Genomic DNA, 25,887 nt, shown 5'->3' on the forward strand with positions numbered 1-25,887 from the left:
GTGTGGCTTTAACTGCGCGCTGAATGACGAAACAGATTATTGATTTGAGCAAAAATACTTCGCATCGCCGTATTCCACGGAACTTGCAAAGCGATGCGTTTTGGTCTTTCTCTGTCGGTAATTTTCAAGGAGGAAAGAATGACTGCATCACATGCCCAGAAAGCAATCGTTATCGCCAGTGCCGCGCGTACCGCTGTGGGGGCGTTTAATGGCGCCTTCGCTAATGTACCCGCACATGAACTCGGAGCCGTTGCAATCAAGGCAGCGCTTGAGCGCGCCGGTGTTGATGCAGCGGACGTTGATGAAGTTATTCTCGGGCAGGTGCTGACGGCAGGTGAGGGGCAGAACCCCGCCCGTCAGTCCGCTATGGCCGCTGGTTGTCCGGTTGAGGCGACCGCGTTTTCAATCAATCAGCTTTGCGGTTCCGGTCTGCGCGCCGTGGCGCTTGGCATGCAGCAGATTCTTTCGGGTGATGCGAAAATCATTGTGGCAGGTGGCCAGGAATCCATGTCGATGGCGCCGCATTGCGCGCATCTGCGCAGTGGCGTGAAGATGGGCGACTTTAAGATGATCGATACGATGATCAAGGACGGCCTGACCGATGCTTTCCACGGTTATCATATGGGTATCACCGCCGAAAACATCGCAACACAATGGCATCTCAGTCGTGATGAGCAAGACAGTTTCGCGCTTGCTTCGCAGAACAAGGCAGAGGCCGCGCAAAAGGCCGGGCGTTTCGATGATGAAATTGTTCCGTTTGCTGTGAAAAGCCGAAAAGGTGAAACCATTGTGTCTGCTGACGAATATATTCGTGCAGGGACGACCATTGAAGCGCTGGCCAAGCTGAAGCCTGCTTTTGATAAAGAAGGCACTGTAACGGCTGGCAACGCGTCCGGCATTAATGACGGTGCTGCGGCGGTTGTTCTGATGGAAGCGGATGAAGCTGCAAAGCGCGGTGTCGAGCCGCTTGCGCGGATTGTTTCCTGGGCAACAGCCGGTGTCGATCCATCGATCATGGGAACCGGACCAATTCCTGCTACGCGCAAAGCGCTCGAAAAGGCTGGCTGGACAGTTGCTGATCTTGATCTGGTCGAAGCGAATGAGGCCTTTGCCGCGCAATCCTGTGCTGTGGTGCGTGATCTAGGGATTAATCCAGAGATCGTCAATGTGAATGGCGGGGCGATCGCTATCGGTCATCCGATAGGCGCATCAGGTGCACGCGTGCTGACAACGCTTCTTTATGAGATGAAACGTCGTGGCGCAAAGCGCGGTCTTGCTACGCTTTGCATAGGTGGCGGCATGGGTGTGGCCATGTGCGTGGAACGGCCTTAAACAGCCTAAAAGTTAACGCCGATACGCGTTGGAACGAGAATAGGGCAGCCACTATGCGCTGCCCTATGGGGATTCCAGCGACAGAGCCACTACATATTGTGAGAACAAAAACAGAAAATCGATTGATCAGCGATTCGTCGCCGATTCGTTCTGGCTTTGAACTGAAGGTTAATGAAAAGACGCTTTTAACCGGCTTGAGTTGAGCTAAGGCTCGGAAAAAAATGATAATTTAGAAACTGGTGATTTAATCGCGTTCTGCGGATTTTGCCGATTAGACGCAAAGGTTAACAGAATCGCAGTTTCATACTCGAAAAGTCTCGCCCATTAATAATTGCGATTCAGCATATAGTAGCAAGATACGCGTAAGCATCTATATGTTGCCGTGAACAAAAGGCGAAGAACGCAGAGTCAGCGATTCGTCGCTGATTCGTTCCAGAGTCGTTCCATTCGTTAAAAGGCACATTCGTTAAGATGTTCGGGCATCTAAAACCCAGCGTGAATCATGTGTATTGAGGCGCAGTGCCATGGATAAGCCGTTTTGTTTTTTTGAGGGTGCATGAAGCAAGAGTTCCGGCTAGAACAGTCGCGGCTTTGACCGCGCCGGAATTGCTTTAAGAACATAGGTCTAAACTTAACAGGAGCGCTTTCGGCTCAAGTCATATAGTGCTATCGCATAGCTTTATGTATGGCATTTGTTCCGGGAATTCTACAATTGGCATGAACCAACTCCCTGCCCATGATCTGCCGCTAACCTTAAGCGGCCGCGGTGTGACTGCGGTGCTTGGGCCGACGAATACCGGCAAGACGCATCTCGCGATTGAGCGGATGTTGTCACATGGCAGTGGCATGATTGGTCTTCCGCTGCGCTTGCTTGCGCGCGAGGTTTACAATCGTGTGGTCGAGAGAGTGGGCGCGGCCAATGTTTCGCTGATCACCGGCGAAGAAAAAATAACGCCACCCAATTCGCGCTATTCTGTTTGCACTGTTGAGGCCATGCCGCGCCGAACGGATATGCCTTTTGTGGCTATCGATGAAGTGCAGCTCGCTGGCGATCTTGAACGCGGGCATATTTTTACGGATCGTATTTTGCATCTGCGCGGGCGGCAGGAAACGCTGTTGCTCGGCGCTGGCACCATGCGCGGTATTTTGGAAAAGCTGCTGCGTGGCATCACAGTGGTGACGCGTCCGCGTTTGTCACATCTAACTTATGCCGGTTCCAAGAAGATTATCCGTCTGCCAAACCGTTCGGCCATTGTCGCTTTTTCGAGTGACGAAGTTTATGCGATTGCTGAACTGATCCGCCGCCAGCGTGGTGGTGCGGCCGTGGTGATGGGTTCACTGAGCCCGCGTACCCGCAATGCGCAGGTCGAGCTTTATCAATCGGGTGATGTCGATTTTCTGGTTGCGACCGATGCCATTGGCATGGGGCTTAATCTCGATGTCGATCACGTCGCTTTTGCGCAGAACCGCAAGTTTGATGGTTATCAGTTCCGAGATCTGACACCTGCCGAGGTTGGGCAGATTGCTGGTCGCGCTGGTCGTCATTTGCGCGATGGCACTTTTGGTGTGACGGGTCAGGTTCAACCACTGGATGACGAATTGGTTGAGCGGGTCGAAGCCCATAGTTTTGATCCGGTAAAAGTTTTACAATGGCGAACGGGTCGTTTCGACTTTTCTTCGCTGAATGCCTTGCTCTATTCTTTGGATACACCAACGCCGGTCGTCGGTTTGACCAAAGCTCTGCCCGCTGTTGATCAGCAGGCTCTTGAAAATTTGTCGAAAGACGAAGACATTGTGCGGCTTGCAACGACGCCTGCGCGGATTGAACTTTTGTGGGATACCTGTGCGCTCCCAGATTATCGTAAGATCGCGCCGGCTCAACATGCCGATATCATAGCAACCATTTATCAGGATCTGGTCCGCCGAGGGAGCGTTGATGAAGATTATATGAGCGAACAGGTGCGCCGCGCCGATAGTACAGAGGGGGAAATCGACACTCTGTCTCATCGCGTCGCGCAAATCCGTACCTGGACTTTTGTGTCGCACAGGCCCGGTTGGCTTGCCGATCCGACACACTGGCAGGAAAAGACGCGCGAAATTGAGGACAGATTGTCCGACGCGCTGCATGAAAGGTTGACGAAACGCTTTGTAGACCGCAGGACAAGCGTGCTTATGAGGCGCCTGAGAGAGAATGCTATGCTAGAAGCAGAAATCAGCTCGACCGGAGACGTAAATGTCGAAGGCCATAATGTCGGGCAACTGGAAGGATTCCGTTTTACCGCTGACGTTCAGTCCGATGGACCGGATGCGAAGGCAGTAAAGACGGCTGCACAAAAGGCGCTTGCCGCCGAATTTGACCGTCGTGCGGAGCGTTTTGCTGCTGCTCCCAACGGTGATTTTGCGCTCGGTTCAGACGGTGTTCTGCGCTGGGTTGGTGCGACTGTCGCCACGCTTGTTGCGGGCGATGATGTGCTGAAGCCGCGCGCGGTCATTTTGGCTGATGAACAGCTGACTGGCCCAGCACGCGATAAGGTCGCGGCACGGATTGAACGTTTTGTCGCTCACCACATTGAAACCGTTCTGAAGCCTTTGACGGATCTCAATGCCGCTGATGCGCTGACCGGCATGACACGCGGTCTGGCTTTCCAGATCGTCGAAGGTCTTGGTGTTCTTCAGCGCCGCGATGTGAGCGAAGAAGTACGCGGCCTTGATCAGGATTCGCGCGCAGCGCTTCGTCGTCTTGGCGTGCGTTTTGGTGCCTATCATGTTTTTATGCCAATGCTGCTCAAGCCTGCTCCTGCTGGCCTGATCACACTGCTTTGGGCATTGAAGAACGAAGGTAAAGAACGCGCGGGCTACGGCGATGTCGTCAATGTGCTGGCCGCTGGCCGTACATCGGTTGTCGTTGATCCGGCTTTTGATCAGCAGTTCTATCGTCTTGCAGGCTATCGCGTGCTGGGCCGTCGTGCTGTTCGTATCGATATTCTGGAACGTTTGGCTGATCTCATCCGTCCAGCGCTCGCTTGGCGTCCGGGTACTGGCACGCGTGCGGAAGGCGCATTTGATGGCGGTCGCTTTATTGTGACGCCAGCGATGATGTCTATTCTGGGCGCGACTGCTGAGGACATGGAAGAGATTCTAAAAAGCCTCGGTTATCGTCAGGAAGCTATGGATGCGGCTGCCGTCAAAGCAAAGCTAGCCGAGCTTGATGCATTTGCGGCTGCTGCTGCAATTGCTGCTAAAGTTGAGGTTGTTGAAGAAGAAACCGTCTTCAAAGCAGCTGTTCCAGCTTCTGCACCTGTTAGCGAAGTTAAGCCTGCTATTCCTGCCGCAGAGCCTGTTCCAGCGCCTGTTGCGGTCGAACCTGCTCAGGTTGTTGCGCAAGCAAAGCCAGTTTCAGAAGCGGTTGAAGCTCCAGCTGAAGAGCCAAAGCCAATTCTTCTTTGGCGTCAGGGTCGCTTTGAAGGTCGCACTCGCAATCAGGATCAGAACCAGAATCGTCAGCGCAACAATCGCCCACAGCAGGGTGAAGCGCGGAAATCGGATGCTGGTACTGAAGGTGGTGATGCGCAGGCTCCACGCGATAATCGTGGTGGTGCAAAGCGCTTTGACAAGAACCGTCGTAATGATGGTGAAGGTCAGGATCGTGGCCAGAACAAGCGTGAAGGCTTTAAAGGCAAGCCTCGCGATGGCAATCGCGATCATCGCCAGCCAAATCGTGACCCAAAACGTGATAATGTGAGCCCGCAGGCAAACAAGCGCGTCGAGCAGGAACGTCCGGTTCGTATTGACCCCGATTCGCCATTTGCCAAGCTTCTTGCTCTTAAGGAGCAGATGAAGAAGTAAAATGGTAACCGAAGCGATTGCAAGACAGCGCATTGATAAGTGGCTGTTCTTTGCACGCGTGGTTAAATCAAGATCGCTGGCGGCGAAACTCGCCGCTGGCGGTAAAGTCCGGGTTAATAGCGGAAAGATCGATCAGGCTGCCTATCAAGTAAAGATTGGCGATGTTCTGACTATCACGCTTGATCGGCATATTCTGGTCTACAAGGTTTTGGTTCCCGGAGAACGGCGTGGCCCAGCCCCCGAAGCGCAGCTTCTTTATGAAGATATGACGCCCAAACCAACGCAACAATCCAAAACTATCGAAGCGGTGAAGCCACAGCGCGAAAGCGGTGCGGGGCGACCGACAAAGAAAGAACGCCGGGAAACGGACCGTTTGCGCGGTCAATGATGCGGACGCAATGACGCAGTTTGATGCTCTTTGACGAATGAAATTGCGTGTTAAGCGTCTAAAACAAAAGCATTTTCTGAATTTTCACGCACAAAAGAAATGCCATTTCAGATGTTCGTGACATAGTGATATTGCGGCGTTTGGACCCTTGTCATGGCGAGATAAAGTCGTTACCTCACCGTTGGCGATTGCATAGGCATGAGCTGGCAAGCAAGCCACACGCCGTAGCACCATATGCGTGACACATATGACGTGACCGGAGCGAAAACATTCAGATGTTCGATCTGCGTGTTTAACTGCCAGTTCACTAGAGATAAGCCGTCTCTTCAAATGGAAGAGTGGCAACAGGAGTTGGACAATGACGTATGTCGTGACCGATAATTGCATTCGTTGCAAATATACGGACTGCGTCGAGGTTTGTCCTGTCGACTGTTTCTATGAAGGCGAGAATATGCTCGTCATCAATCCGGACGAGTGCATCGATTGCGGCGTCTGTGAGCCAGAATGTCCTGCTGAAGCCATCAGCCCTGATACTGAGCCGGGCCTCGACAAGTGGCTGGAGCTGAATGCCGAATATGCGGCGAAGTGGCCAAACCTGACCGCCAAAAAAGATGAGCTTCCTGAAGCGAAAGAAATGGACGGCGTGTCTGGCAAGCTGGAGCAGTTCTTCTCGGCTGAAGCCGGACCGGGCGATTGATCGTTCGCCAGAGCTTTTTTCGGTTAATTTTGATAAAAATAGTTGCCTCAAAAATGCGTTCTGAATCGTGGAACGCGACATATTTGGCAATTTGTTGATTCTTGCGCGAAATTGTGTTACCTTGCGTAAATAATTTCGGTGACTGGACGTCAACACGTGGCGCAAATGCGTTAATCTCTGAAAGGGCTAATCTTTTTTACTGGGCTGTATGGCACCGGGATGGATTATTGCGATTGCAGCAACCGTTCCTCACCAAACTCTCCCGGTGAATAAATTTGTGCCTGAGACGCGCTTCCAGTTCAAAACCGCAACGACTTCCGTACTTCTCCCAAGAAGTGCGGTCGAAATCATGTGTTAACCGGCGAGTTGTGCCGGGCACAACAGGGAGTATTAGAGCGTATGACATCCCAGCAGAAGAAGACGCCGGCTCGTCAAGGTTTCAAGACCGGTGAATCCATTGTTTACCCAGCTCACGGCGTTGGTCAAATCGTAGCCATCGAAGAGCAGGAAGTTGCCGGCCACAAGCTTGAGCTTTTTGTAATCGACTTTGAAAAAGACAAGATGCGCCTGAAAGTTCCAGTCGCTAAGGCTGTTACGATCGGTATGCGCAAGCTGTCGGAAACCGATTATGTCGAACGCGCATTGAAGGTCGTACAGGGCCGTGCACGCGTGAAGCGCACCATGTGGTCGCGCCGCGCACAGGAATATGATGCAAAGATCAATTCCGGCGACCTGATTATGATTTCTGAAGTTGTTCGTGATCTGCATCGCGCTGAAAATCAGCCAGAGCAGTCCTATTCGGAGCGTCAGCTTTATGAAGCAGCGCTTGACCGTATGGCTCGCGAAATCGCTGCCGTGAACAAGCTTTCTGATACAGAAGCTGTTCGTCTCATCGAAGCAAATCTTGCCAAGAGCCCGAAGCGTACCAAGGCTGATATTGAAGCCGAAGGCGATGCTGAAGGTGACGAAGTCGAAGCAGCATAATAAATCGCTGCATTTTTCTTTAAAAAGCCCGGTTCAGCCGGGCTTTTTATTTGCCGGAAAATAGTTTCTGGCCTTGCCCAACTGAACCTGAACTCTATTTTCTTGAGTATTCGAAGATTTATCGTGTTCCGTATGGAACCGCAGAGCTTTGTTCGCGTTGTAATCAGACCAGTTCGTAAACGGGTTTGTTTTGCGGCGTACCAATCTGGCCTCAAAGCAGGTCTGTCATAGGGTTTTTGAACGAATACAAGTTGTTCATTCAATTGTTCTTCGCAGAGCTGATTTATCTTTTGTCTTGCCCTTCAGAGTTCTTTTGAAGGCTTTGCACTAAGAACAGGAGAACCAGATGAGCATGTTGTCGATAAGCAGTTCCTCCCCAGTTCCGACCCAAGCTTCAGCCTCAGTTCCTTCGGTGCGGTTGCCTAAGGCATCGCGCAGCATGGTGCCTGCACCGTCTTCCTCCCCACAATCGATGATCCGCAACGCGATGTCAGCGCCATACCTTGAGCGTGAAGAAGAGCGTTCGCTGGCAATAGCCTGGAAAGAAAATAAGGATCAGGAAGCCCTGCATCGCATTACCGCATCGCATATGCGGTTGGTCATTTCGATGGCGGGACGTTTCCGCAAGTTCAAACTGCCGATGAGTGATCTCATTCAGGAAGGCTATGTGGGTCTTCTTGAAGCAGCGGCTCGCTTTGATCCTGAGCGTGAGGTTCGTTTCTCGACTTATGCCTCATGGTGGATCCGCGCTTCGATGCAGGATTACATTTTGCGTAACTGGTCGATCGTTCGCGGTGGCACCAGCTCGGCACAAAAGTCGCTGTTCTTTAACCTTCGCCGCCTGCGCTCGAAGCTTGCGCAAGAAGATGAAACACTGACGAAGGCAGAAATCTATCTCCAGATTTCATCCCAGCTCGGCGTTTCGGCGAGCGATGTTGAAGTTATGGATAGCAGGCTCTCCGGCTCTGACAGTTCGCTTTCAGCGTCGATGAGCAATGACGAATCTGGCACGTCCACGCGCATGGACTTTCTTGTCGATGATCATCCTTTGCAGGATGAGGTAGTGGAAGGCACAATCGATACCGAACGTCGTGTCGGCTGGCTTCATACAGCGCTTCATGCGCTCAATGAACGCGAGTTGCATATCATTCGCGAGCGTCGTCTTGATGATGATGGCGTAACGTTGGAAGCGCTTGGCGAAAAGCTTGGCATTTCAAAAGAGCGTGTCAGGCAGATCGAAAGCAGGGCAATGGAAAAGCTCAAGATCGCATTGCTGGATCAGCACGAAATGGCGGCTTATCAGGCCTGATATTTAGTCCTGACTGCCTTTTAATCGGGCTGACCAGTCTTCGACTTTACGGTTTTCAAGGCGGCGGAGGGCATAGCGCTTCCAGCCGTCGGCGAGATGGGCGATATCGGCCATCTGCGCTAGTTCGTCATAATTGAGCATATCGACATAAAGCAGATGCCAGAGACGGTGTAAGGTCCATTGCGGCGATAGACGCTCGATGAGCGTCATTGAATCGTTCTGAGCAACGACGCCTTCTTCCAAAACACGATAATACCAGCCGGTGCGTCCTGTCTTCTGAACACGGACGGCCATATCTGCGACATTGAAACGTGCGTTGAGCTTCCAGCACGGCTGTCGGCCTTGAGAAACTTCAATGATTGCCGTGCCTATGCGAAAGCGATCACCCACGGCAACGTTATGCTCAGTAAGCCCATTGGTGGAAATATTCTCACCAAAGGCACCCGCATTGTTCAGCTGCTGATTTTCGCCCACATCGTTCAGCCAGTCCGCATAATGATCGCGGGGATAGTGATGGACGGCCTTTTCAGGTCCGCCATGCACTTTTCTGTCGCCTTGCTCATCACATTCCAATCCGTCGCGTAGAAGGCGCACAGGGCCAAAAACTGGCTTTTTATCAATGCCGCTTGGCGCTTGCCGCTCTCCTAAGGGGGCGATCTTACCAGCGAGCAATGATTCGACGATCACTTCCATTGAGACTTACTCGCTGATGAGCTTGACGCGGTCGCCGACAGATACAGTGGCACCGGCTGGCATGGCATTGAGCAGGCGGAAGAGTTCAAGTTTGCGCGTGGTGCCTTGCATGCGTGCGGACAAGCTTGCCATCGTGTCACCCGGCTTCACAGCGACCACACGAATGCGCAATGGCTTGATCGCTTCCTGTTCAGCGGGTGAAAGCAGGCGGAACGACTGCGTCACGGTTTGTGATGCAGGCATCAAAGCATTGCTGGCTTTTGGCGCTGCCGTGAGGAAGCGATAAACCTTGTTATTAGCGGCTATAACCACAATGTCGAACTGCCAGCGGTCTGCGCTTGCTCGAGCGGTTGCAGCGGGCAGGCCGTTGATGGTGATTGGACGGATCGAACTTTCGTCCAGGCCTGTTACCCAACCCGATTTGATGTAATCGGTAAGGTTTGAGCCTGAAGGCAGCGATGCGCCATCGAAGCGAATGGCCACTTCGCCGGGGCCGCTTGCCATGACGGCTGTCGCTGAATTGTCGATGGTGAAACCAGCGGGAGCGGTAAAGGTCACACCAAGCTTTGGATGAATAAATGTCTGCTCGCGGACATAGCCTTCGCTAGGAGAGTCGCCATAAAGCAGCCCATCAATACCATTGAGGAAAGAATCGCGATCCGTGGTGCCAACGCCTGGTGCACCAATGCGGCGCGCATGGCCGAGTGCCAGTTGAATGCGTTGCGGCGTTGCAGGGTGGCTTGCAAGGAAGTCGAGGCTTGCATCGGTCGCACCTGATACCGAACGGAAATCCGTATAGGCTTCCATCGATTGCAGGAAGCGTGCGGAAGCAAACGGGTCATAACCCGCTTCTCCGATCATCTTGATGCCAATTGCATCTGCTTGCAGTTCCTGATTGCGTGAGAACTGCGCAAGACGCAGCTTGCCGCGAATATCTGCTTCACGGCTTGCGCTCTCATTGTGCAGCACTTCGGTTGCAACGCGTCCGGCGATTGCCGTCTCAGCTTCTTTTTCCTGACGCAGAATACCGTGATTGGCGACCACATGGCCCATTTCGTGTGCGATGACGGCTGCAACTTCTGACGAGTCGTTGGCGAGCGCCAGCAGACCACGCGTCACGTAAAGAAATCCACCTGGCAGTGCGAAAGCATTGATATTCGGGCTATCAAGAATCGTGATGCGATAGGTTTGATCCGGCTTGTCAGAAACGGTTGTGAGGTTACCCACAATCTTCGCGACCATGCGCTCGAGCTTCGCGTCCTTATACTCGCCGCCATAGGTGGCAAGAATACGCGGATGCTGCTGTGCGCCGATCTGCGCAAGGCGGTCGTTTCGCGTCACGTTTTCAACAGTTACCGGATTGGAAGACGGCTGAAGGCCAAGATCCTTGCTTGAATTGATCGACTGACAGCCCGAAATCAGGGCAACAGAAAGCAAGCCAAAGGCGATGGCTGGTTTCCGCCAATTGTGCTGTGCCCATTCTGGCAGGGAAAGGGGGAGACACAGGGAGGCCCGAAGACGGGTCGTATGACGGAACAGTATTTTACCCTCGCAATTGAATCAGTACCGATCACTCTGGCACAAATCTAGCTACTGACTGAAGCACCTACAAGAAGTAGTTCGGTCATCAAAGCCGTTGTTCAAGGCGAATGCGAACAAAATATGTCCGCGACGGTAACTCTATTTGAGTTGGAAAGACTGATCGCCGATATAGCGCTTCAAAGCGTCCGGTCCAGATGATGAAAGCAAATCACTTGCCGGTCCCTGCGCGGTAATGTGACCATTTTCTAAAAATAGCAGCAAAGCATTCAGATAAAGCGCGTCTTCTGGCGTGTGCGTGACCATGAGTACGGTCATGGCATTTTCCTGATGCAGTTCTCGTACCAGATCGAGCATCTGATGTCGTAGAGCAGGTCCGAGGGAGGCAAAAGCTTCATCGAGTAGCAGGACTGGGCGTTGGCGCACGAGTGCTCGTGCAATCGCCACCCGCTGGCGTTCGCCGCCGGAAAGTGCTTCGGGTTTGCGCTGTTCTTTGCCGGTTAAGCCCACGCGCTGCAATGCTGTGGTGACTGCGGCGCGATCCTGTTGCGTAAGCTTGAGATTGGGCGAACGTCCGAGGCCAACATTTTGTTCAACGGTCAAGTGAGCAAAGAGATTGTTTTCCTGAAACACCATTGATACGGGACGGGCAGCAGGCGGCAGGCCGGTGACCTCGACATTACCAATGCTGATCTCGCCCGATTGCGGCGCTTCAAAACCGGCAATGAGGTTAAGCAGGGTAGATTTCCCCGAACCGCTGGGGCCGACAATAGCCACAATCACGCCGCCCGGTATGGGCGCGTCGAAATACATGGTGGTTTCGCCATAGCTGAAATGCACATCGCGAAGCCTGATGTCGGCTGTAACAGTCATGAAAGCGGCGTTTCCTTTCGCGATGCTGTGCGGTCTGCAAGCATCATCAGGCAAAGACATAAGATTCCGAGGATAAGCGCAAGGCCTGCCGCGTCGAAAGTGCGATAGCTGCCCATGCGCTGAAACAGCAGATAGGGCAGTGTTAGAAGCGCATCGCTGCCAAAGAGCGCAATTGTACCGAGGTCACCCAGCGACAATGCCATGGCGAAAGCAAAGGCCATGCCGAAAGGCTTGCGGATGGATGGCCAGTCGATCAGCCGCAAGCGGTTGAGGCCGGTGATACCAAGCTGTGCGCAGAGCTTGTTGTGACGCGCAGCCGATGTGTCCCACGCCGGGCGCAAGAGGCGCACAGCGAATGGCATAGCCATGGCTGCATTAACCGTCACCACCATGAATGGTGCCATAGTAAATGGGTCAGTGAAGTTTCTGAGCAGAATGAACCAGCCTGCGCCAAGCACAATAGGCGGCATCACCAGAATGAGGCTTGAGCCCGTATCGAATAGACTCGAAAGCCGTGCACTTCGTGTTGCCTCGCGGGCGATGACAAGTGAAAGTGAGAGAATGACGGACAGAAGGGCTGCGGAAAAGCCGAGAGTTATGCTGGTGCTGATGGCCCGCCAGACGGTCCGTTCGCTTAATAAACGAATGAGATCGGCAGCAAGCCCGGAAATAACAACGCCAGTAACCGGCAAGGCCACATAGAGAAAGCCTAGGGCGATGGCTGTGATATTGAAGATGCGTTCAGGTGCAGTGGGCTTGCCATAACGTCTTGCGGTGTTTGTAAGTGTCAAACCTTCTTCTGATGGACGTCCGGTCAGCCGCAAAGCAAGCAGTATTGCGAGCGTAAGCCCGAGTTGTGCCAGTGTAAGCGCAACAGCCCGTGCCGGATCGAAATCGAAGTGCAGGCTCTGGTAGATCGCGACTTCCAGCGTTGTTGCACGTGGTCCACCACCGAGCGTCAGAACAGTGGTAAAGCTTGTCACGCAGAGCATGAAGATGAGGCCGATTATGCCTGGGAGATTGCGGCGGATGACTGGCCATTCAATCAGGCGGAAGCGCGCAGTGTTTCCCATGCCAAGTTGTGCGGAGAGTTTCCAGTAATCAGCAGGGATCGATTCATAAGCTGCCAGAATGAGCCGCACTGCCAAAGGCATGTTGAAAAACACATGCGCGATCAAAATGCCTGTTAAGCCGTAAATGTCGGGCGAGACCGGATAGCCCGCCGATTGCGACAGCTGTGCGATGAAGCCGTTGCGTCCGTAAATGCCGGTGATGCCAAGCACTGTCACAAGTGCTGGCAGTGCAAGCGGCAGCGCAAAAAGGCGAAGAAACAAGCTGCGTCCCGGAAAGCTCGTTTCCGAATAAAGTGCACGCGCCACAGGAATAGCGAACAGCACCGACAAAAGAGCGGATGCTGCCGCTTGCAGGACGGTAAACCGCGCAACGCGCAGCAGGTAAGCATCGAAATAAACGTCGGTATTAAAGCCGCTCGCCTCAAATGCCAAAGCTATCAAAGAGCCGCCGACCAGAACCGCTAAAAAGCCAAGCGCCAGTACGCCTGCGAGTTGCTTCATCGCAGGCATATTTCTGGCAAGTTTGTTGGTCGGCGATGTTATCATTTGCTGGAAGCAGCCAACCATTCATCAACCCATGCTTTGCGGTTTTTCGCAACGTCATTGGCTGGGATCAGCAGTGTCTTTTCAGGTTTCGGCAATTTGTCGAAAGCCGGAGCAAGCGGTGCGGACGTTTTACCCGCTGGATACATCCAGTTGGTTTCGGGGATTACGTCCTGAAAGCCGGGTCCGGTCATGAAAGCCAGAAATTTTTGCGCAAGTGGGTTCTTCGCACCGGTCGTGGTCTGGGCTGCAAGCTCGATTTGAAGGTAGTTTCCTTCAGGAAAGGCCAGCGCTTTGTAACGCTCGGTGTTTTCCGCAATCATGTGATAGGCAGGCGAGGTCGTGTAAGAAAGCACCATCGGCGCTTCGCCCTTTGTGAAGAGGCCGTAGGCTTCTGACCAACCCGGCGTGACCGTGAGAATGCGCTTTTGCAGCTTTGCCCATGCTTCACCCGCCTGATCGCCATAGACCGACTTGACCCAGAGCAGGATGCCAAGCCCCGGTGTCGATGTGCGCGGATCCTGAATGACAATCTTTTGTGATGGGTCGCCTTCGACCAGCTCTTTCAGGCTTTGCGGTGGGTTTGGCAGCTTTTCTGAATCATAAACGACAGCGAAATAGCCGTAATCATAAGGCACGAAAACATCGTCCTTAAACTCGCCTGGTACTTTCACATTCGCAAGATCGATACCGCTTGGCGCGAAATAGCCGGTGGCGCGTGCTTCCGTCGTCAAATTGGTATCGAGGCCAAGCACGATGTCGGCTTTGGTATTGCCGCCTTCAAGCTTGAGGCGGTTGAGAAGGGCAACGCCATCCGCCGATGCCACCCATTCCAACTCGCAATCACACTCTTTTTCAAACTTCTCTTTCACTTTGGGACCGGGGCCCCATTCGGAAACAAAACTGTCGTAGGTATAAATGGTGAGTTTATCTTTAGCCTGCGCTGAGAAAGCGAAAGCCGCAGTGAATGACAAGGTCAGCAGAGATAAAAGCCGCATAACGGCATTCCTTTCTTTTGTTCGAAAAGATTGTGCGCCGTTATCAAAATCGGTCAGCATCTAATCCCTCCGCCGGTACAAACCGGATCAGGTTCAGCGGGTTAGCCGGAGTGCGGCCTCTCAGCCATTCAGTGATTGAATGGCACCCCGTTAGAGCAAGGTCGATAATAGTGCTTCACGCGTCCGAGAGCAAGCGATGAAGATGCGGGCTTTCGGGGATAATTTCCGCATGTTATGAGCGACTTATGAGTACATTTGTCATTCTTCTCGGCGGTGATCTTGTTGTCACAGAGCGCCTGAAACGTCAGATAGCCGGCGCAAGAGTTTTGGCGGCTGATGGTGGTATGCGTCACGCACAGGCGCTCGGTGTTGAACCGGAGCTTTGGCTGGGCGATTTTGATTCGACGTCTGAAGACTTGCTCGCGCAATATGCGCATGTGCCGAAAAAAACATTCCCCGCTGCCAAGGATATGACCGACGGAGAGCTGGCGCTCGAGGCAGCTTACGAACGAGGTGCTGAGCGCGTCATTCTTTGCGGGGCTTTTGGTGGTCCGCGTACCGATCACACGCTGCTGCATTTGACGATGGCGACGGCACAGGCAGCCAAAGGCCGTGATATTTTGCTCTCCAGCGGCGTTGAAGAAGCTTGGCCGCTGGTTGCCGGAGACTATGTTTATGATTTCCCAAATGGCACATCATTCAGCGTTGTAAATTTCTGCACCGTTGAAGGACTTTCGATCACAAATGCGGAGTGGCCGTTAGACAACGTGACCCTGCCTTTTGGTTCTTCATGGACAGTATCCAATATTGTACGTGGAACCCTTTGCATTTCTGCGCGTTCTGGTCTTGCGATACTTGTAGCGAGCTTAGATGAGCAGGCTCATCCTTAGGGTCGCCGCTAACCTTAATAATTGAAACCGCTTGACGCTGAGCGTCGAAACGTATTGTAAATATGTCAAGCGGGACGCCGAATTTGGGGACGCAACGTCGGTGTTAGTGTAACTCTAATAGGAGATTGTTTCATGAAATCACGTCTTTCCATGATCGCAATCGTCGGCGCGCTTGCGTTTTCAACAGCAGCATGCACGACGGGTGAACAGCGTACAGCCGGTTACGGCGTTGGCGGCGCAGCGCTTGGTGCGCTCGCAGGTGGCGCTATCGGCGGTAACGGTCGCGGTGCTTTGACTGGCGCTGCAATTGGTGCTGTTGGCGGTACGTTGCTCGGTGCAGCGACGACCCGTAACAATGTTCAATATTGCCGTTACCGCGATAATTACGGTCGCGTTTACGAAGCGCCTTGTAACTAAGACGCTTAAGCTATTTAAGTTTGAAAATAGGCCGGAGAAATCCGGCCTATTTGTTTTTCCGGGCCATATCATTTGACAGAACGCGTTTTGTCCCCGACAAGCAGGGCACAAATTTCAACGGCAGTTTTCAAAGAGAACCATGGCACCTCCGCTTCTTCGCCTCGACCAGATCAAGCTCACCTTTGGCGGCACACCGCTTCTGGAAGAAGCCGTCCTATCCGTGAGTGAGGGCGACCGCATTGCGTTGGTCGGCCGCAATGGTTCCGGCAAATCCACATTGCTAAAAATCGCAGCCGGGATGGTCGAAGCAACATCCGGTGAGATATTCAAACATCCGGGCGCGACTATTCGTTATCTGCCGCAGGTGCCGGACCTTGATGGTTATGCCAATGTGCGCGCTTATGTGGAGGCGGGTCTTGGACCGGCAGATGATCCGCATCGTGTGACCTATCTGCTTGAGCATCTTGGCCTGACCGGTGAAGAGAAGCCTGATCATTTATCGGGCGGTGAAGCGCGCCGTGCAGCCCTTGCACGCGTTATTGCTCCGCAACCTGACGTATTGCTGCTTGATGAGCCGACCAACCATCTTGATCTCAATACGATTGAATGGCTGGAAGATGAATTGCGTCAAATCCGGTCGGCCATTGTGCTGATCTCGCATGATCGTCGTTTCCTTGAAAATGTCAGCCGTTCGACTGTCTGGCTTGATCGCGGCATCACCCGTCGTATCGATCAGGGCTTTGGCCATTTTGAAGAATGGCGCGACAAGGTTCTGGAAGAAGAAGAGCGCGATCATCACAAGCTTGGTCGTCAGATTGCGCGCGAAGAGCATTGGCTGCGTTATGGCGTAACCGCGCGCCGTAAGCGCAATATGCGCCGTCTTGGCGAATTGCATTCGATGCGTTCCGATTTCCGCAATCATCGCAAAGCTCAAGGCACGGCCGTGCTGGCAGCAAGTGATTCCAAGGAATCCGGCAAGCTGGTGATTGAAGCCAAAAAGCTCAATAAGGCTTATGGTGAGCGCGTTCTCGTTCATGATTTCTCGACCCGCGTGCAACGCGGTGATCGTATCGGTCTTGTTGGTCCGAACGGAGCCGGAAAAACCACGCTCCTCTCGATTCTCACTGGCAAGCTTGCGCCTGATTCAGGCACTTTGCGCCTTGGTGTCAATCTGGAAATGGCTGAGCTAGACCAGAAGCGCGAAAGCCTCAATTTGGATGATACGCTGGCGCATTATCTCACCGATGGCCGTGGCGAAAGCCTCGTCGTCAATGGTGAGCAGCGTCATGTTGTTTCCTACATGAAGGACTTTCTTTTCCAGCCGGAACAGATTCGCACCCCGATCCGCGAGCTTTCCGGTGGTGAACGCGCGCGTCTTATGCTTGCGCGTGTTTTGGCACGCCCTGCCAATTTGCTGATCCTCGATGAGCCGACCAACGATCTCGATATGGAAACGCTCGATCTGTTACAGGAACTGGTTTCGGGTTTTCCCGGAACGGTTATCCTTGTGAGCCACGATCGCGATTTCCTTGATCGCACGGTGACGTCGGTGATAGCTCCGGAAGGCGATGGCAACTGGCTCGAATATGCTGGTGGTTATGCCGATATGATGGCGCAGCGTAAGGAGCAGGCGTTAGCGAAACGCAACCTCAATACGGCTACCGCTCGCTCTGGTGACAAGAGCGACGCAGCTGCTCAGCCTAAGCGTGAAGAAAAGCGCAAGCTTTCCTATAAGCAGAAATTTGCGCTGGAAACTCTGCCGGGCAAGATGGATGCACTGACAAAGGAAATGTCTGTGCTTGAAGGTAAGCTTGCTGATCCGCAGCTTTATGCAAAAGACCCGACACTGTTTGCCAAGACCGCCGATCTTCTCGATAAGAAGCGTTCCGAGCATTCTGCCATGGAAGAAGAGTGGTTGGAGCTGGAGATGCTGCGGGAAGAACTGGAAGGGTAGTTTACCCTTCCGTTTCGTTTTTGGTTAAGCGCTTGCCTTGTCGAGCAGGGCAATCGCTTCATCGTCCAGCTTGATCTGTGCTGCATCAATCAACTCATTGAGCTGGGTGAGACGAGTTGCACTGGCAATCGGTGAGGTGACAGCGGGTCGGGCAATCAGCCAGGCAATTGCAATCTGAGCGGATGTCGCATCATTGGCGCGGGCAACCTGATCGAGTGCTGCTATAATTCGCGATCCGCGATCAGTCAGATATTTTTCCACTGTTTGACCGCGCGCGCTCTGACCAAGGTCATCTTTCGAACGGTATTTGCCGGTTAGAAAGCCGGAAGCAAGCGAGTAATAGTTGATAACGCCGAGTTCGTTGTCACGGCAGATGGCTTCAAGTCCGTCTTCAAACCCTGCACGATCATAGAGATTATAGAGCGGCTGCAATGTTTCGTAGCGCGGCAGGCTGTGCTGCTTTGCGATATTAAGCGATTCTGTAAGCCGTTCTGGCGTCAGGTTTGATGCGCCAATTGCGCGAACCTTGCCCGCTTTGATCAGGTCGTGATAGGTGCCAAGAACATCTTCAAACGGCGTTTCTGGATCATCCCAATGCGATTGATAAAGATCGATATAGTCTGTTTGCAGCCGCTTGAGGGAGGCATCAACGGCTTTGCGAATATAGGCGGGAGAAAGACCCTTTTCGTCAGGCCCCATTTCTGATCCGACTTTGGTTGCGATCACAACCTTGTGACGAAGGCCGCGGGATTTCAGCCAATTGCCAATGATGGTTTCGGATTCGCCGCCGAAATTTCCCGGCGCCCATGCGGAGTAAACGTCCGCCGTATCAATGAAATTCAAACCTGCATCGACAAAACGGTCGAGAAGCGAGAACGATGTTGCTTCATCGACCGTCCAGCCAAATACGTTGCCGCCAAAACACAGCGGCGAAACCTCGAGTTCAGTACGTCCGAGTTTTCTAAACTCCATGGACCCTATCCTCTTCCTTTGCCTGCGGCCCCATTCGGAGCCGCAGCGTTATGATTTCAGGAAGAAGGAATTTGGGTCCAAGAATCAACCCATGCCAAGTGCATCCATATAAAGCTGGAGCATGGCTTCTTCTTCCTGACGCTCATGGTCTTCTTTTTTACGCAGACGAATAATGGTCCTTACGACCTTGCTGTCAAACCCCGAACCCTTCAATTCCGCGTAAACTTCCTTGATATCGTCGCCAATGGTCTTTTTTTCTTCTTCAAGGCGCTCAATGCGCTCGATGAAAGCACGCAACTGGCCAACAGCAATGGTCTGGGCTTCGCTGGTAATGTCGTCGCTCACGCGTTTCTCCAATTCAAAGTCGATTATGAATGCGGGTCAAAGGTCATCCGTTACAGGAACAGGACCGTTGCCGAAAGTCGGACTTAGTTTTTCTGCGAGTCGCAGGCAAAATTAAGAGCCATCGGGCTTAGAAATGCGCTTTTTATCGCTGATGGGCTGTGGATAGCGGGCAAAGGATCAGCCAACCAAGCCAGATCGCGAGCCGAAATGCCGGATTTCGTGGATCTCAGGCATCGCGTTGATCTTTGCCAGCATCGGCGCCAGCAGTTCTGCCCATTGTGTTGACCCGGTTTTGTCAGCAATCAAATCCTGCCGCACTTCAATAAGCACGTTCGCATAGCCTCTGGCTGTTGCATGGCGATACAGCGCATCGTTCTTAAGCGCGCCATCATAAGGTTCGTTATCGCCGACGACCAATCCGGCCTCATTGCGCAGCATGGACAGAAAAGGCGTAACGCCACGCGGGTCGGAATCCCACAAAAGCCCGATATGCCACGGACGGTCTTTGCCACGCCAGTTTGGCGTAAAGGAATGGATGGCGACGATAAACGGTGCTTTGCCACTTTCGGCAGCAACCCGCGTGCTCATCGAGGCAATGGCGTCGTGATAGGGGCGATAGAAACGGTCGAGGCGATTTTCGCGTTCTTCCGGTGTCATTGGATAGTTACCGGAAATCACCGCCCCGTCTGACAATTGCATGACGAGTGTCGGGTCGTCTTCGCCGCGATTGGGATCAATCAGTAATCGAGAAAAGCCACCCATGACCGCCGGTGCGTTAAGCTTGGCTGCGAGCTGCCGTGTCAGTTCCTCTACGCCGATATCATAGGCGATATGCCGTTCAAACTCACTCTCCGCGAGACCCAGATTGCCATATTCAGCAGGCAAATCACGGCGGGCATGATCAGCAGTCAGAAGCAGACCAAGGCTAAGGTTGCCATCGACCTGATGGACGGGTGAAAATGACGGATCAAATGACATGGATGCAGCTTCTTGGGTGGGATTTCTGTCATAAATCGCAAGTAGTTTCAGCTCTGTCATGAGAAAGTCGGTATTGCAACGATCATTCTCAAAAGAAAGGTGAAGGAGTTTCCGGATTGAGGCAAGGCAGGAATCTAATCGTTTAAATTGAGCGAAAATCGCTATGCAGTTTGATTGGAAATGCTGTAACTGATTTGTTCTCTCCGGGATTGCGTTGACATCAAAGGCGAAACTGCCGAAAAGAGATCGACCGAAAGAGGATTTCCTTGCGTGAGACAAAAGCGATTGCGGACTGAAGGAGTTCGGCGAATGCGACTTCCAGTGTTTTTGGGTTTGTTTTCCAGTGTGCTTGTGGGCGCTCTGGGTCTGACATCCATGGAAGCGCGCGCTGATTTTCGAGTATGTAACTCAACTCAGAATCTGGTTGGTGTTTCCATTGGCTACAGAGCCAAAGCCGGCTGGGTGACTGAGGGCTGGTGGCATATTGATGGCTCCACCTGCAAGACGCTGATCGAGGGGCCGTTGACCTCCCGATATTATTATCTTTTCGCAGAAGATTCTCAGAGCGGCGGTCGCTGGGAAGGCAAAGTGAACATGTGTGTTGCGGAAAAAGAATTCCGCATCACGGGTGTTCAGGACTGTTTTGCCCGTGGTTTCCAGCGCAATGGCTTTCAGGAATACGATACCGGGGAACAATCGAGCTGGATGGTACAGCTCACGGACGAAACGCCGTTAGAAAACTCCACAGTTACAGGAACGAATAACCCATGAAGCGCAACCGCAAGGTCAAGATTCTCGCCACACTCGGCCCGGCGTCTGGCGAGGAATCCGTTATCCGTCAGCTTTTTGAAGCAGGCGCAGACGTTTTCCGTATCAATATGAGTCATGCCGATCATGACATGATGCGTACGCTTGTGAAGCGCATCCGCAATGTAGAAAAAGAACTTGGTCGTCCGATCGGCATTCTGGCCGATCTTCAGGGTCCAAAGCTTCGCGTTGGCAAGTTCAAAGATACCAAAGTCACATTGACAGTTGGTCAGACTTTTACGCTAGACAACAATCAAGAGCCGGGCGACGAAACCCGCGTTTATCTTCCGCATCCCGAAATTCTGGAAGCTGTGGAAGCTGGTCATCGTCTTCTGATCGATGACGGCAAGCTGGAACTGATTGCAGAATCAAGCGACGGTAAGTCGATTGTTTGTAAGGTTGTTGCTGGAACCAGCATTTCCGATCGTAAGGGCGTAAGCCTGCCGGATACCACGTTGGGTGTCGGCGCTCTGACCGAAAAAGATTACAAGGATTTCGACGCGGTTCTGAAGGAAGACATCGACTGGGTTGCCCTGTCGTTCATTCAACGTCCGGAAGATCTGATCGAAGCACGCAAGATTTCAGGTGGCAAGGTCGGCCTGATGTCGAAGATCGAAAAGCCGCAGGCTGTCACCCGTCTTGACGAGATCATTGAACTCTCCGACGCTATCATGGTTGCCCGTGGTGATCTTGGCGTTGAAATGCCACTGGAAAGCGTTCCGGGCATTCAGAAGCAGATGATCCGCAAGGCACGCCGCGCTGGTAAGCCGGTTGTGGTTGCCACGCAGATGCTCGAATCAATGATCACCGCACCAGTTCCAACCCGCGCTGAAGTGTCGGACGTTGCGACAGCTGTGTTTGAAGGTGCAGACGCGGTTATGCTTTCGGCAGAATCGGCTTCCGGTCAGTATCCGGTTGAAGCTGTTGCCACGATGAACCGCATTGCGGAAAAGGTTGAACGCGAGCCGACCTATCCGGGCATTCTGGATGCGCAGCGCGCAATTCCTGAGCCAACGGGTTCTGATGCAATTGCTTTGGCTGCACGTCAGATCGCAGAAACGCTGAACCTTTCGGCAATCGTCACGTACACGGCTTCGGGTGCAACCGGTCTTCGTGCGGCGCGCGAGCGTCCTCGTACACCAATCATCGCGCTGTCGCCAATTGTTGAAACCGCACGTCGTCTGTCGGTTGTCTGGGGTCTGCATTGCGTTGTCACAGAAGACGCGCATGATCTGGAAGACATGGTCGATCACGCTTGTCAGGTCGTATTCAAGGAAGAGTTCGGTAAAGCTGGTGATCGTCTGATCGTTACCGCTGGCGTGCCATTTGGAACACCGGGTGCAACCAACCTTCTTCGCATCGCCTACATTGGAGCCGACGGTCAGTCTTCTACTGACTAAAACCGGCGGCATTCGGTTTTTAGAGCGCCGTGCGTCCTATTGGACGCACAAAGGACGCTCTAAATTATTGAAACTACGCATCGTGCCTTCCAAAAATCATTTCCGATTTTTGGGCAGATGCCGGAGTGGCCTGCAAATGGTGTGTTTTTTCGCTTCCGGTGCTCACGTACGTTAAGTACGCTGCGCGCCGGTTCTCAAATCCCACCATTTTCGGCTCACCATAATTCCGAATTCCATCCAGTTTTGGGTGGGCTTCACAGATAAGAAAAAACGCGCTCCTTTCGGGGCGCGTTTTTGTTTGTATCGCTTTGAGAGAATCAGGTGCGGGTGTCGCTCAGCTCTTCCGTGAGATCGAGCAGGTTCTTCTGCGCATCACGCATCATCGGATTAACCTCGAGCGCTTTCTCATAGGCCTTCAGAGCTTGTTCCTTGAGGCCACGAGCGCGCAGAATGTCCGCCATGCCGGTTAGCGCACCATAATGGCGCGGCTCAAGCTCTAGCGTGCGATTGATGTCAAACATGGCATGCGCATAATCATTGCGCAGGTAATACACCGTCGCACGACGATTCCATGCTTCTGCGTAATCGGGATTGATCGCGATGGCTTCATTGAGAAAATCGAGCGCTGATGTATAGCGCTTTTCAAGCATCGCTGAATTGGCCCATTGCACCAGAAGGTCCACCGTGGCGCTGCCAGATTGCTGCCAGATTTGATTGATCTGAATCGTCAGGCGACGAGCCTTAGTCGCATCCGATGTGCGCTTGAGATCAGCAAAAAGCTTATCGAGACGCTCTTCAGGCGTCTGGTCAGCTTGATCTTGAGGCTTGGGAGCAGGCTTTTGTTCGCTGTCGGCACCGGTCTGCACAGGCAGGATAGGGGCGGTCAGCTGAGGCTTCGTATCGGCGAGGGCAGGGCTTGTGATAAGCAAAGCTGCGCTAAAGACCGATAGGAGCGTGATATGTATTGGATAAGCAAAAACGTTCCGCATACGCATAATGTTGATTATACGTAGCGAAACGTCAAATGCAAAATCAGAAATAAGATTAGCCCTGACGTGCCTTGAAGCGCGGAGCAGTCTTATTGATGATGTATACGCGGCCCTTACGACGAACGAGCTGGCAGTCACGATGACGGCCCTTGAGCGCCTTGAGCGAATTCTTGATCTTCATGTCAATCACCGGTCTTGGTTGGGCCCATCGACAGCACGTGTCGCGGGGCGGCATAAAAACAGGCGCCCAAGGCGCCAATTGGTTACAGGCAGTATTCCTGCCCGAAGGGTTGGCCGAAATACACAATATTTCAGCTGAATGTCAACTCCTGCGCCGCAGATTCACGAAGACTGGTCCCGAAAATCTTGCCGCAGGGCCTACAAACGCAGGAATCTGATGGATTCCTGCGTAATGCTTAGCGTGCGCGGGTGCGAATGCGGGTCACATGACCCATTTTGCGGCCCGGGCGGGCTTCTTTCTTGCCGTAGAGATGCAGCACAGCATTCGATTCTGCGAGAATCGCCGGAACCTGCTCAATATCGTCGCCGATCAGGTTTTCCATCACGCAATCGGAATGACGCATAGTGTCGCCAAGAGGCAGGCCTGCGACGGCACGAATATGTTGTTCAAACTGCGAGATCGCGCAGGCAGCCTCCGTCCAGTGGCCGGAATTGTGCACGCGTGGCGCAAACTCATTGGCAAGCAATGTGCCGTCAGCAAGAACGAAGAACTCAAGTCCAAGGACGCCGACATAATCAAGCGCATGAAGAAGCTTCTCAGCGGCCTTGCTAGCGGTTTCGGCAGTTTGGGTTGAGATTGCTGCAGGAACTGTCGAAGTCGACAGAATGCCGTCCTTATGGACGTTTTCTGAAATATCGAAGATCGCAACATTGCCTTGGCGGTCGCGCGCTGCAATCACAGAAACTTCGCGCTCAAAAGCGACAAAGCCTTCAAGGATTGCCGGTGCGTGCTTGATCGCGTGAAGCGCGTTTTTCGCTTCGCTTTCGTCAAGCGATGTGAGGCGGACTTGTCCCTTGCCATCATAGCCAAGGCGACGGGTTTTCAGAATACCGCGTTCGCCAAGTGCTGCGAGTGCTGCAATGAGCGATTCTTCATCGTCGACAAGGCGCCACGGGGCGGTTTCGATGCCGCTTTCATTGAGGAATTGCTTTTCGGTAAAGCGGTCCTGTGAAATCTCAAGTGCGGCTGGTGGTGGAAACACGAGCGCCGATTCCGCAAGCTTGTCAGCTGCTGATACCGGAACGTTCTCAAATTCATAGGTGATGACGTCAGACGCCGCAGCGAGCTGTGCAAGCGCTGCTGGGTCATCGTAGGCCGCAATAATCTGACGGTTGGCCACCTGTGCTGCCGGGCAATCTGCCTGCGGCTCGAGAATGATGGTCTCATAACCAAGGCGTGCCGCTGCCATAGCGAGCATACGCGCCAACTGGCCGCCGCCGATGATGCCGATTGTAGAACCGGCCTTCAACGCTGAAACTGTCATATCAGACCTCATCAGATGGGCGTTCTGCAACGCTTTCGGTCTGTGCAGTGCGCCATTCGTCAAGACGTGCGGCCAGCGCGTCGTCATAAAGGGCAAGTACGGCCGCTGATAGAAGCGCTGCGTTGACAGCGCCCGCGCGACCAATGGCGAGTGTGCCTACCGGGATACCCGCGGGCATCTGCACGATGGACAGAAGTGAGTCTTGACCAGAAAGTGCTTTCGACTGAACTGGCACACCAAAAACCGGGAGCGGGGTCATCGCTGCTGCCATGCCGGGGAGGTGGGCCGCGCCGCCAGCACCGGCAATCACAACTTTGAAGCCTTCAGCCTTTGCGCCTTTGGCAAAAGAAACGAGGCGATCAGGAGTACGATGTGCCGAGACGATGCGCGCATCGAAAGATATACCCAATGCATCAAGCGTATCAGCAGCATGGCGCATTGTTTCCCAATCGGATTGGCTTCCCATGATGATTGCGACATCTGCACTTCTGCTCATTGATCCGTCCTGCTTCTTTAGATCATGGATTGAAAAACAAAGCCGGGCGAACCCCGGCTATGAAACGTCTTTTATGTTATGCTCAGGCGATGATGTCAGGGATGACCTGATCTTCCAGTTCCTGAAGCTTGTCTTTGATTGCGAGTTTTTTCTTTTTCATGCGCTGGATGCGCAGCTGATCGCAGCCGACCTGCATCATGGCATTTATAGCTGCATCGAAATCCGCGTGTTCCTGTTTCAGACGTGCGACGACCAATCTAACTTCGGCCTGATCCTGATCGGACATGCGGCTTGCCCCATTTCTTAAAAATAATATTACGGGCCGCTCCAGAGTGGTGCAGACCCGTTTCAGGCGAAGCCTTTATCACATTTTTCGTGATTGGAAAATCCTACCAAAACAAATTCGACTTTGCATCAAACTCATGCCACAGTGTCATTGTTCTGTCATGAACAACGGTTGCTGAATGAACTGTTGAATGGCAGCCGGGACTGCGTAACTGGCCCGGATAGCAGGAGGTGTACTACCGGGCGTTTGCGCAGGTGAGAGCGGATGGAGCCATTTGTTGGCAAAAGCTGCAACATGGCCCTGTCCTTTGGTAAATCAATCAAAGGAGAATTGATGATGGCTATCGAGTCCCATCTTGCCACGCTTGAACAGAAGCACGGCGCTTTGGAAGAGGAAATCTCCGAAGCTTTAGCGTCACCGGCAATTGATGACCTGCATGTTACGTCTCTCAAGCGCAAGAAGCTGGCTCTCAAAGAGCAGATTGAAAAGCTAAAAATTCAAGTGACGCGTCACTGATCCCCAAGCACGGTGTTCAACGCCCTTAACTGTTGATATTGCATCGTTTTTATAGGC

General features: G+C 53.0%; 25 protein-coding genes and 1 riboswitch. Of the genes, 12 read left to right on the top strand and 13 right to left on the bottom strand.

The genetic code is table 11. The annotated features are described in order from the left end of the window. Positions 1-138: 138 nt before the first annotated feature. The 6 genes from ACOZHT_RS17785 to ACOZHT_RS17810 all read left to right on the top strand — a co-directional run bounded on the left by ACOZHT_RS17785 (position 139) and on the right by ACOZHT_RS17810 (position 8,556). Positions 139-1,332, top strand: a complete 1,194-nt coding sequence (locus ACOZHT_RS17785) for an acetyl-CoA C-acetyltransferase (protein ID WP_339513105.1) — start codon at positions 139-141, stop codon at positions 1,330-1,332. A gap of 717 nt (positions 1,333-2,049) precedes the next feature. After that, positions 2,050-5,178, top strand: coding sequence for a helicase-related protein (locus ACOZHT_RS17790; protein ID WP_421566183.1), 3,129 nt, complete (start codon positions 2,050-2,052; stop codon positions 5,176-5,178). A gap of 1 nt (position 5,179) precedes the next feature. Then, on the top strand, positions 5,180-5,566 hold the full coding sequence (locus ACOZHT_RS17795) for an RNA-binding S4 domain-containing protein (protein WP_339513109.1): 387 nt from the start codon (positions 5,180-5,182) through the stop codon (positions 5,564-5,566). A gap of 358 nt (positions 5,567-5,924) precedes the next feature. Next, positions 5,925-6,263 (top strand): ferredoxin FdxA, encoded by a 339-nt coding sequence (gene fdxA / locus ACOZHT_RS17800; protein ID WP_339513111.1) that lies wholly within the window; start codon positions 5,925-5,927, stop codon positions 6,261-6,263. Positions 6,264-6,662: 399 nt separating this feature from the next. Continuing rightward, positions 6,663-7,247: a CarD family transcriptional regulator gene (locus ACOZHT_RS17805; RefSeq protein ID WP_339513113.1), complete on the top strand. Its 585-nt coding sequence runs from the start codon at positions 6,663-6,665 to the stop codon at positions 7,245-7,247. Between the two features lie 439 nt (positions 7,248-7,686). Beyond that, a complete protein-coding gene (locus ACOZHT_RS17810) occupies positions 7,687-8,556 on the top strand; it encodes an RNA polymerase factor sigma-32 (RefSeq protein ID WP_421566195.1) in 870 nt (289 codons plus the stop codon). Positions 8,557-8,559: 3 nt separating this feature from the next. On the opposite strand, the gene ACOZHT_RS17815 is transcribed toward ACOZHT_RS17810, so the two are convergent. The 5 genes from ACOZHT_RS17815 to thiB all read right to left on the bottom strand — a co-directional run bounded on the left by ACOZHT_RS17815 (position 8,560) and on the right by thiB (position 14,275). Further along, complete coding sequence (locus tag ACOZHT_RS17815; protein WP_339513115.1) at positions 8,560-9,249, bottom strand: MOSC domain-containing protein; 690 nt, start codon at positions 9,247-9,249, stop codon at positions 8,560-8,562. A 6-nt stretch (positions 9,250-9,255) separates the two neighbouring features. Next, positions 9,256-10,737, bottom strand: coding sequence for a cell division protease CdlP (gene cdlP, locus ACOZHT_RS17820; RefSeq protein ID WP_339513311.1), 1,482 nt, complete (start codon positions 10,735-10,737; stop codon positions 9,256-9,258). Positions 10,738-10,929: 192 nt separating this feature from the next. Beyond that, entirely contained in the window at positions 10,930-11,661 is a 732-nt protein-coding gene (gene thiQ / locus ACOZHT_RS17825; protein WP_339513117.1) for a thiamine ABC transporter ATP-binding protein, read from the bottom strand. Next, entirely contained in the window at positions 11,658-13,301 is a 1,644-nt protein-coding gene (gene thiP, locus ACOZHT_RS17830) for a thiamine/thiamine pyrophosphate ABC transporter permease ThiP (RefSeq protein ID WP_421566184.1), read from the bottom strand. The genes thiQ and thiP overlap by 4 nt, the downstream gene beginning before the upstream one ends. Further along, a complete protein-coding gene (gene thiB, locus ACOZHT_RS17835; protein ID WP_339513121.1) occupies positions 13,277-14,275 on the bottom strand; it encodes a thiamine ABC transporter substrate binding subunit in 999 nt (332 codons plus the stop codon). The genes thiP and thiB overlap by 25 nt, the downstream gene beginning before the upstream one ends. 47 nt (positions 14,276-14,322) lie before the next feature. Next, positions 14,323-14,435, bottom strand: a riboswitch (TPP riboswitch). Positions 14,436-14,520: 85 nt separating this feature from the next. Here thiB and ACOZHT_RS17840 point away from each other — a divergent pair. The 3 genes from ACOZHT_RS17840 (at position 14,521) to ACOZHT_RS17850 (ending at position 17,536) form a co-directional block, all read left to right on the top strand. Further along, positions 14,521-15,165 carry a thiamine diphosphokinase gene (locus ACOZHT_RS17840; RefSeq protein ID WP_339513123.1) on the top strand — a complete coding sequence of 215 codons (645 nt, stop codon included), beginning with the start codon at positions 14,521-14,523 and terminating at the stop codon, positions 15,163-15,165. 132 nt (positions 15,166-15,297) lie between these two features. After that, complete coding sequence (locus tag ACOZHT_RS17845) at positions 15,298-15,582, top strand: glycine zipper domain-containing protein (RefSeq protein WP_094578220.1); 285 nt, start codon at positions 15,298-15,300, stop codon at positions 15,580-15,582. Between the two features lie 139 nt (positions 15,583-15,721). Next, a complete protein-coding gene (locus ACOZHT_RS17850; RefSeq protein WP_339513128.1) occupies positions 15,722-17,536 on the top strand; it encodes an ABC-F family ATP-binding cassette domain-containing protein in 1,815 nt (604 codons plus the stop codon). 24 nt (positions 17,537-17,560) lie between these two features. On the opposite strand, the gene ACOZHT_RS17855 is transcribed toward ACOZHT_RS17850, so the two are convergent. The 3 genes from ACOZHT_RS17855 to ACOZHT_RS17865 form a co-directional block, all read right to left on the bottom strand. Next, positions 17,561-18,508: an aldo/keto reductase gene (locus ACOZHT_RS17855; protein ID WP_339513130.1), complete on the bottom strand. Its 948-nt coding sequence runs from the start codon at positions 18,506-18,508 to the stop codon at positions 17,561-17,563. Between the two features lie 84 nt (positions 18,509-18,592). Beyond that, complete coding sequence (locus tag ACOZHT_RS17860; protein ID WP_007876730.1) at positions 18,593-18,853, bottom strand: DUF2312 domain-containing protein; 261 nt, start codon at positions 18,851-18,853, stop codon at positions 18,593-18,595. Positions 18,854-19,030: 177 nt separating this feature from the next. Beyond that, positions 19,031-19,831: an N-formylglutamate amidohydrolase gene (locus tag ACOZHT_RS17865; RefSeq protein ID WP_339513312.1), complete on the bottom strand. Its 801-nt coding sequence runs from the start codon at positions 19,829-19,831 to the stop codon at positions 19,031-19,033. 309 nt (positions 19,832-20,140) lie between these two features. Between ACOZHT_RS17865 and ACOZHT_RS17870 the strand changes: the two genes are divergently transcribed. Both ACOZHT_RS17870 and pyk read left to right on the top strand, forming a co-directional pair. Beyond that, the gene (locus ACOZHT_RS17870) at positions 20,141-20,602 is read left to right on the top strand and encodes a DUF1036 domain-containing protein (protein WP_339513132.1); all 462 of its coding nucleotides are present in this window, start codon (positions 20,141-20,143) and stop codon (positions 20,600-20,602) included. After that, positions 20,599-22,038 carry a pyruvate kinase gene (gene pyk, locus ACOZHT_RS17875; protein ID WP_339513134.1) on the top strand — a complete coding sequence of 480 codons (1,440 nt, stop codon included), beginning with the start codon at positions 20,599-20,601 and terminating at the stop codon, positions 22,036-22,038. The genes ACOZHT_RS17870 and pyk overlap by 4 nt, the downstream gene beginning before the upstream one ends. A gap of 317 nt (positions 22,039-22,355) precedes the next feature. Here pyk and ACOZHT_RS17880 read toward each other — a convergent pair whose 3' ends face one another. The 5 genes from ACOZHT_RS17880 to ACOZHT_RS17900 all read right to left on the bottom strand — a co-directional run bounded on the left by ACOZHT_RS17880 (position 22,356) and on the right by ACOZHT_RS17900 (position 25,314). Continuing rightward, positions 22,356-22,967 carry a tetratricopeptide repeat protein gene (locus tag ACOZHT_RS17880; RefSeq protein ID WP_421566185.1) on the bottom strand — a complete coding sequence of 204 codons (612 nt, stop codon included), beginning with the start codon at positions 22,965-22,967 and terminating at the stop codon, positions 22,356-22,358. A gap of 115 nt (positions 22,968-23,082) precedes the next feature. After that, positions 23,083-23,208, bottom strand: coding sequence for a type B 50S ribosomal protein L36 (gene ykgO / locus ACOZHT_RS17885; RefSeq protein WP_075657282.1), 126 nt, complete (start codon positions 23,206-23,208; stop codon positions 23,083-23,085). Positions 23,209-23,443: 235 nt separating this feature from the next. Continuing rightward, a complete protein-coding gene (locus ACOZHT_RS17890; RefSeq protein WP_339513139.1) occupies positions 23,444-24,532 on the bottom strand; it encodes a 5-(carboxyamino)imidazole ribonucleotide synthase in 1,089 nt (362 codons plus the stop codon). Between the two features lies 1 nt (position 24,533). Then, complete coding sequence (purE, locus tag ACOZHT_RS17895; protein WP_339513141.1) at positions 24,534-25,028, bottom strand: 5-(carboxyamino)imidazole ribonucleotide mutase; 495 nt, start codon at positions 25,026-25,028, stop codon at positions 24,534-24,536. Between the two features lie 82 nt (positions 25,029-25,110). After that, positions 25,111-25,314, bottom strand: coding sequence for a YdcH family protein (locus ACOZHT_RS17900; RefSeq protein WP_339513143.1), 204 nt, complete (start codon positions 25,312-25,314; stop codon positions 25,111-25,113). 333 nt (positions 25,315-25,647) lie between these two features. Between ACOZHT_RS17900 and ACOZHT_RS17905 the strand changes: the two genes are divergently transcribed. Further along, a complete protein-coding gene (locus ACOZHT_RS17905; RefSeq protein ID WP_250041152.1) occupies positions 25,648-25,830 on the top strand; it encodes a YdcH family protein in 183 nt (60 codons plus the stop codon). Positions 25,831-25,887: the final 57 nt, after the last annotated feature.

It is taken from the genome of Ochrobactrum sp. EDr1-4 (genome assembly GCF_049199085.1).
Lineage (GTDB): Bacteria > Pseudomonadota > Alphaproteobacteria > Rhizobiales > Rhizobiaceae > Brucella.

Coding starts and splice junctions, on each gene's coding strand:
- ACOZHT_RS17785 (WP_339513105.1), top strand. CDS start 139: ATGACTGCATCACATGCCCAGAAAGCAATCGTTATCGCCAGTGCCGCG.
- ACOZHT_RS17790 (WP_421566183.1), top strand. CDS start 2,050: ATGAACCAACTCCCTGCCCATGATCTGCCGCTAACCTTAAGCGGCCGC.
- ACOZHT_RS17795 (WP_339513109.1), top strand. CDS start 5,180: ATGGTAACCGAAGCGATTGCAAGACAGCGCATTGATAAGTGGCTGTTC.
- fdxA (WP_339513111.1), top strand. CDS start 5,925: ATGACGTATGTCGTGACCGATAATTGCATTCGTTGCAAATATACGGAC.
- ACOZHT_RS17805 (WP_339513113.1), top strand. CDS start 6,663: ATGACATCCCAGCAGAAGAAGACGCCGGCTCGTCAAGGTTTCAAGACC.
- ACOZHT_RS17810 (WP_421566195.1), top strand. CDS start 7,687: ATGGTGCCTGCACCGTCTTCCTCCCCACAATCGATGATCCGCAACGCG.
- ACOZHT_RS17815 (WP_339513115.1), bottom strand. CDS start 9,249: ATGGAAGTGATCGTCGAATCATTGCTCGCTGGTAAGATCGCCCCCTTA.
- thiQ (WP_339513117.1), bottom strand. CDS start 11,661: ATGACTGTTACAGCCGACATCAGGCTTCGCGATGTGCATTTCAGCTAT.
- thiP (WP_421566184.1), bottom strand. CDS start 13,301: ATGGTTGGCTGCTTCCAGCAAATGATAACATCGCCGACCAACAAACTT.
- thiB (WP_339513121.1), bottom strand. CDS start 14,275: ATGCGGCTTTTATCTCTGCTGACCTTGTCATTCACTGCGGCTTTCGCT.
- ACOZHT_RS17840 (WP_339513123.1), top strand. CDS start 14,521: ATGAGTACATTTGTCATTCTTCTCGGCGGTGATCTTGTTGTCACAGAG.
- ACOZHT_RS17845 (WP_094578220.1), top strand. CDS start 15,298: ATGAAATCACGTCTTTCCATGATCGCAATCGTCGGCGCGCTTGCGTTT.
- ACOZHT_RS17850 (WP_339513128.1), top strand. CDS start 15,722: ATGGCACCTCCGCTTCTTCGCCTCGACCAGATCAAGCTCACCTTTGGC.
- ACOZHT_RS17855 (WP_339513130.1), bottom strand. CDS start 18,508: ATGGAGTTTAGAAAACTCGGACGTACTGAACTCGAGGTTTCGCCGCTG.
- ACOZHT_RS17865 (WP_339513312.1), bottom strand. CDS start 19,831: ATGTCATTTGATCCGTCATTTTCACCCGTCCATCAGGTCGATGGCAAC.
- ACOZHT_RS17870 (WP_339513132.1), top strand. CDS start 20,141: ATGCGACTTCCAGTGTTTTTGGGTTTGTTTTCCAGTGTGCTTGTGGGC.
- pyk (WP_339513134.1), top strand. CDS start 20,599: ATGAAGCGCAACCGCAAGGTCAAGATTCTCGCCACACTCGGCCCGGCG.
- ykgO (WP_075657282.1), bottom strand. CDS start 23,208: ATGAAGATCAAGAATTCGCTCAAGGCGCTCAAGGGCCGTCATCGTGAC.
- ACOZHT_RS17890 (WP_339513139.1), bottom strand. CDS start 24,532: ATGACAGTTTCAGCGTTGAAGGCCGGTTCTACAATCGGCATCATCGGC.
- purE (WP_339513141.1), bottom strand. CDS start 25,028: ATGAGCAGAAGTGCAGATGTCGCAATCATCATGGGAAGCCAATCCGAT.
- ACOZHT_RS17900 (WP_339513143.1), bottom strand. CDS start 25,314: ATGTCCGATCAGGATCAGGCCGAAGTTAGATTGGTCGTCGCACGTCTG.
- ACOZHT_RS17905 (WP_250041152.1), top strand. CDS start 25,648: ATGATGGCTATCGAGTCCCATCTTGCCACGCTTGAACAGAAGCACGGC.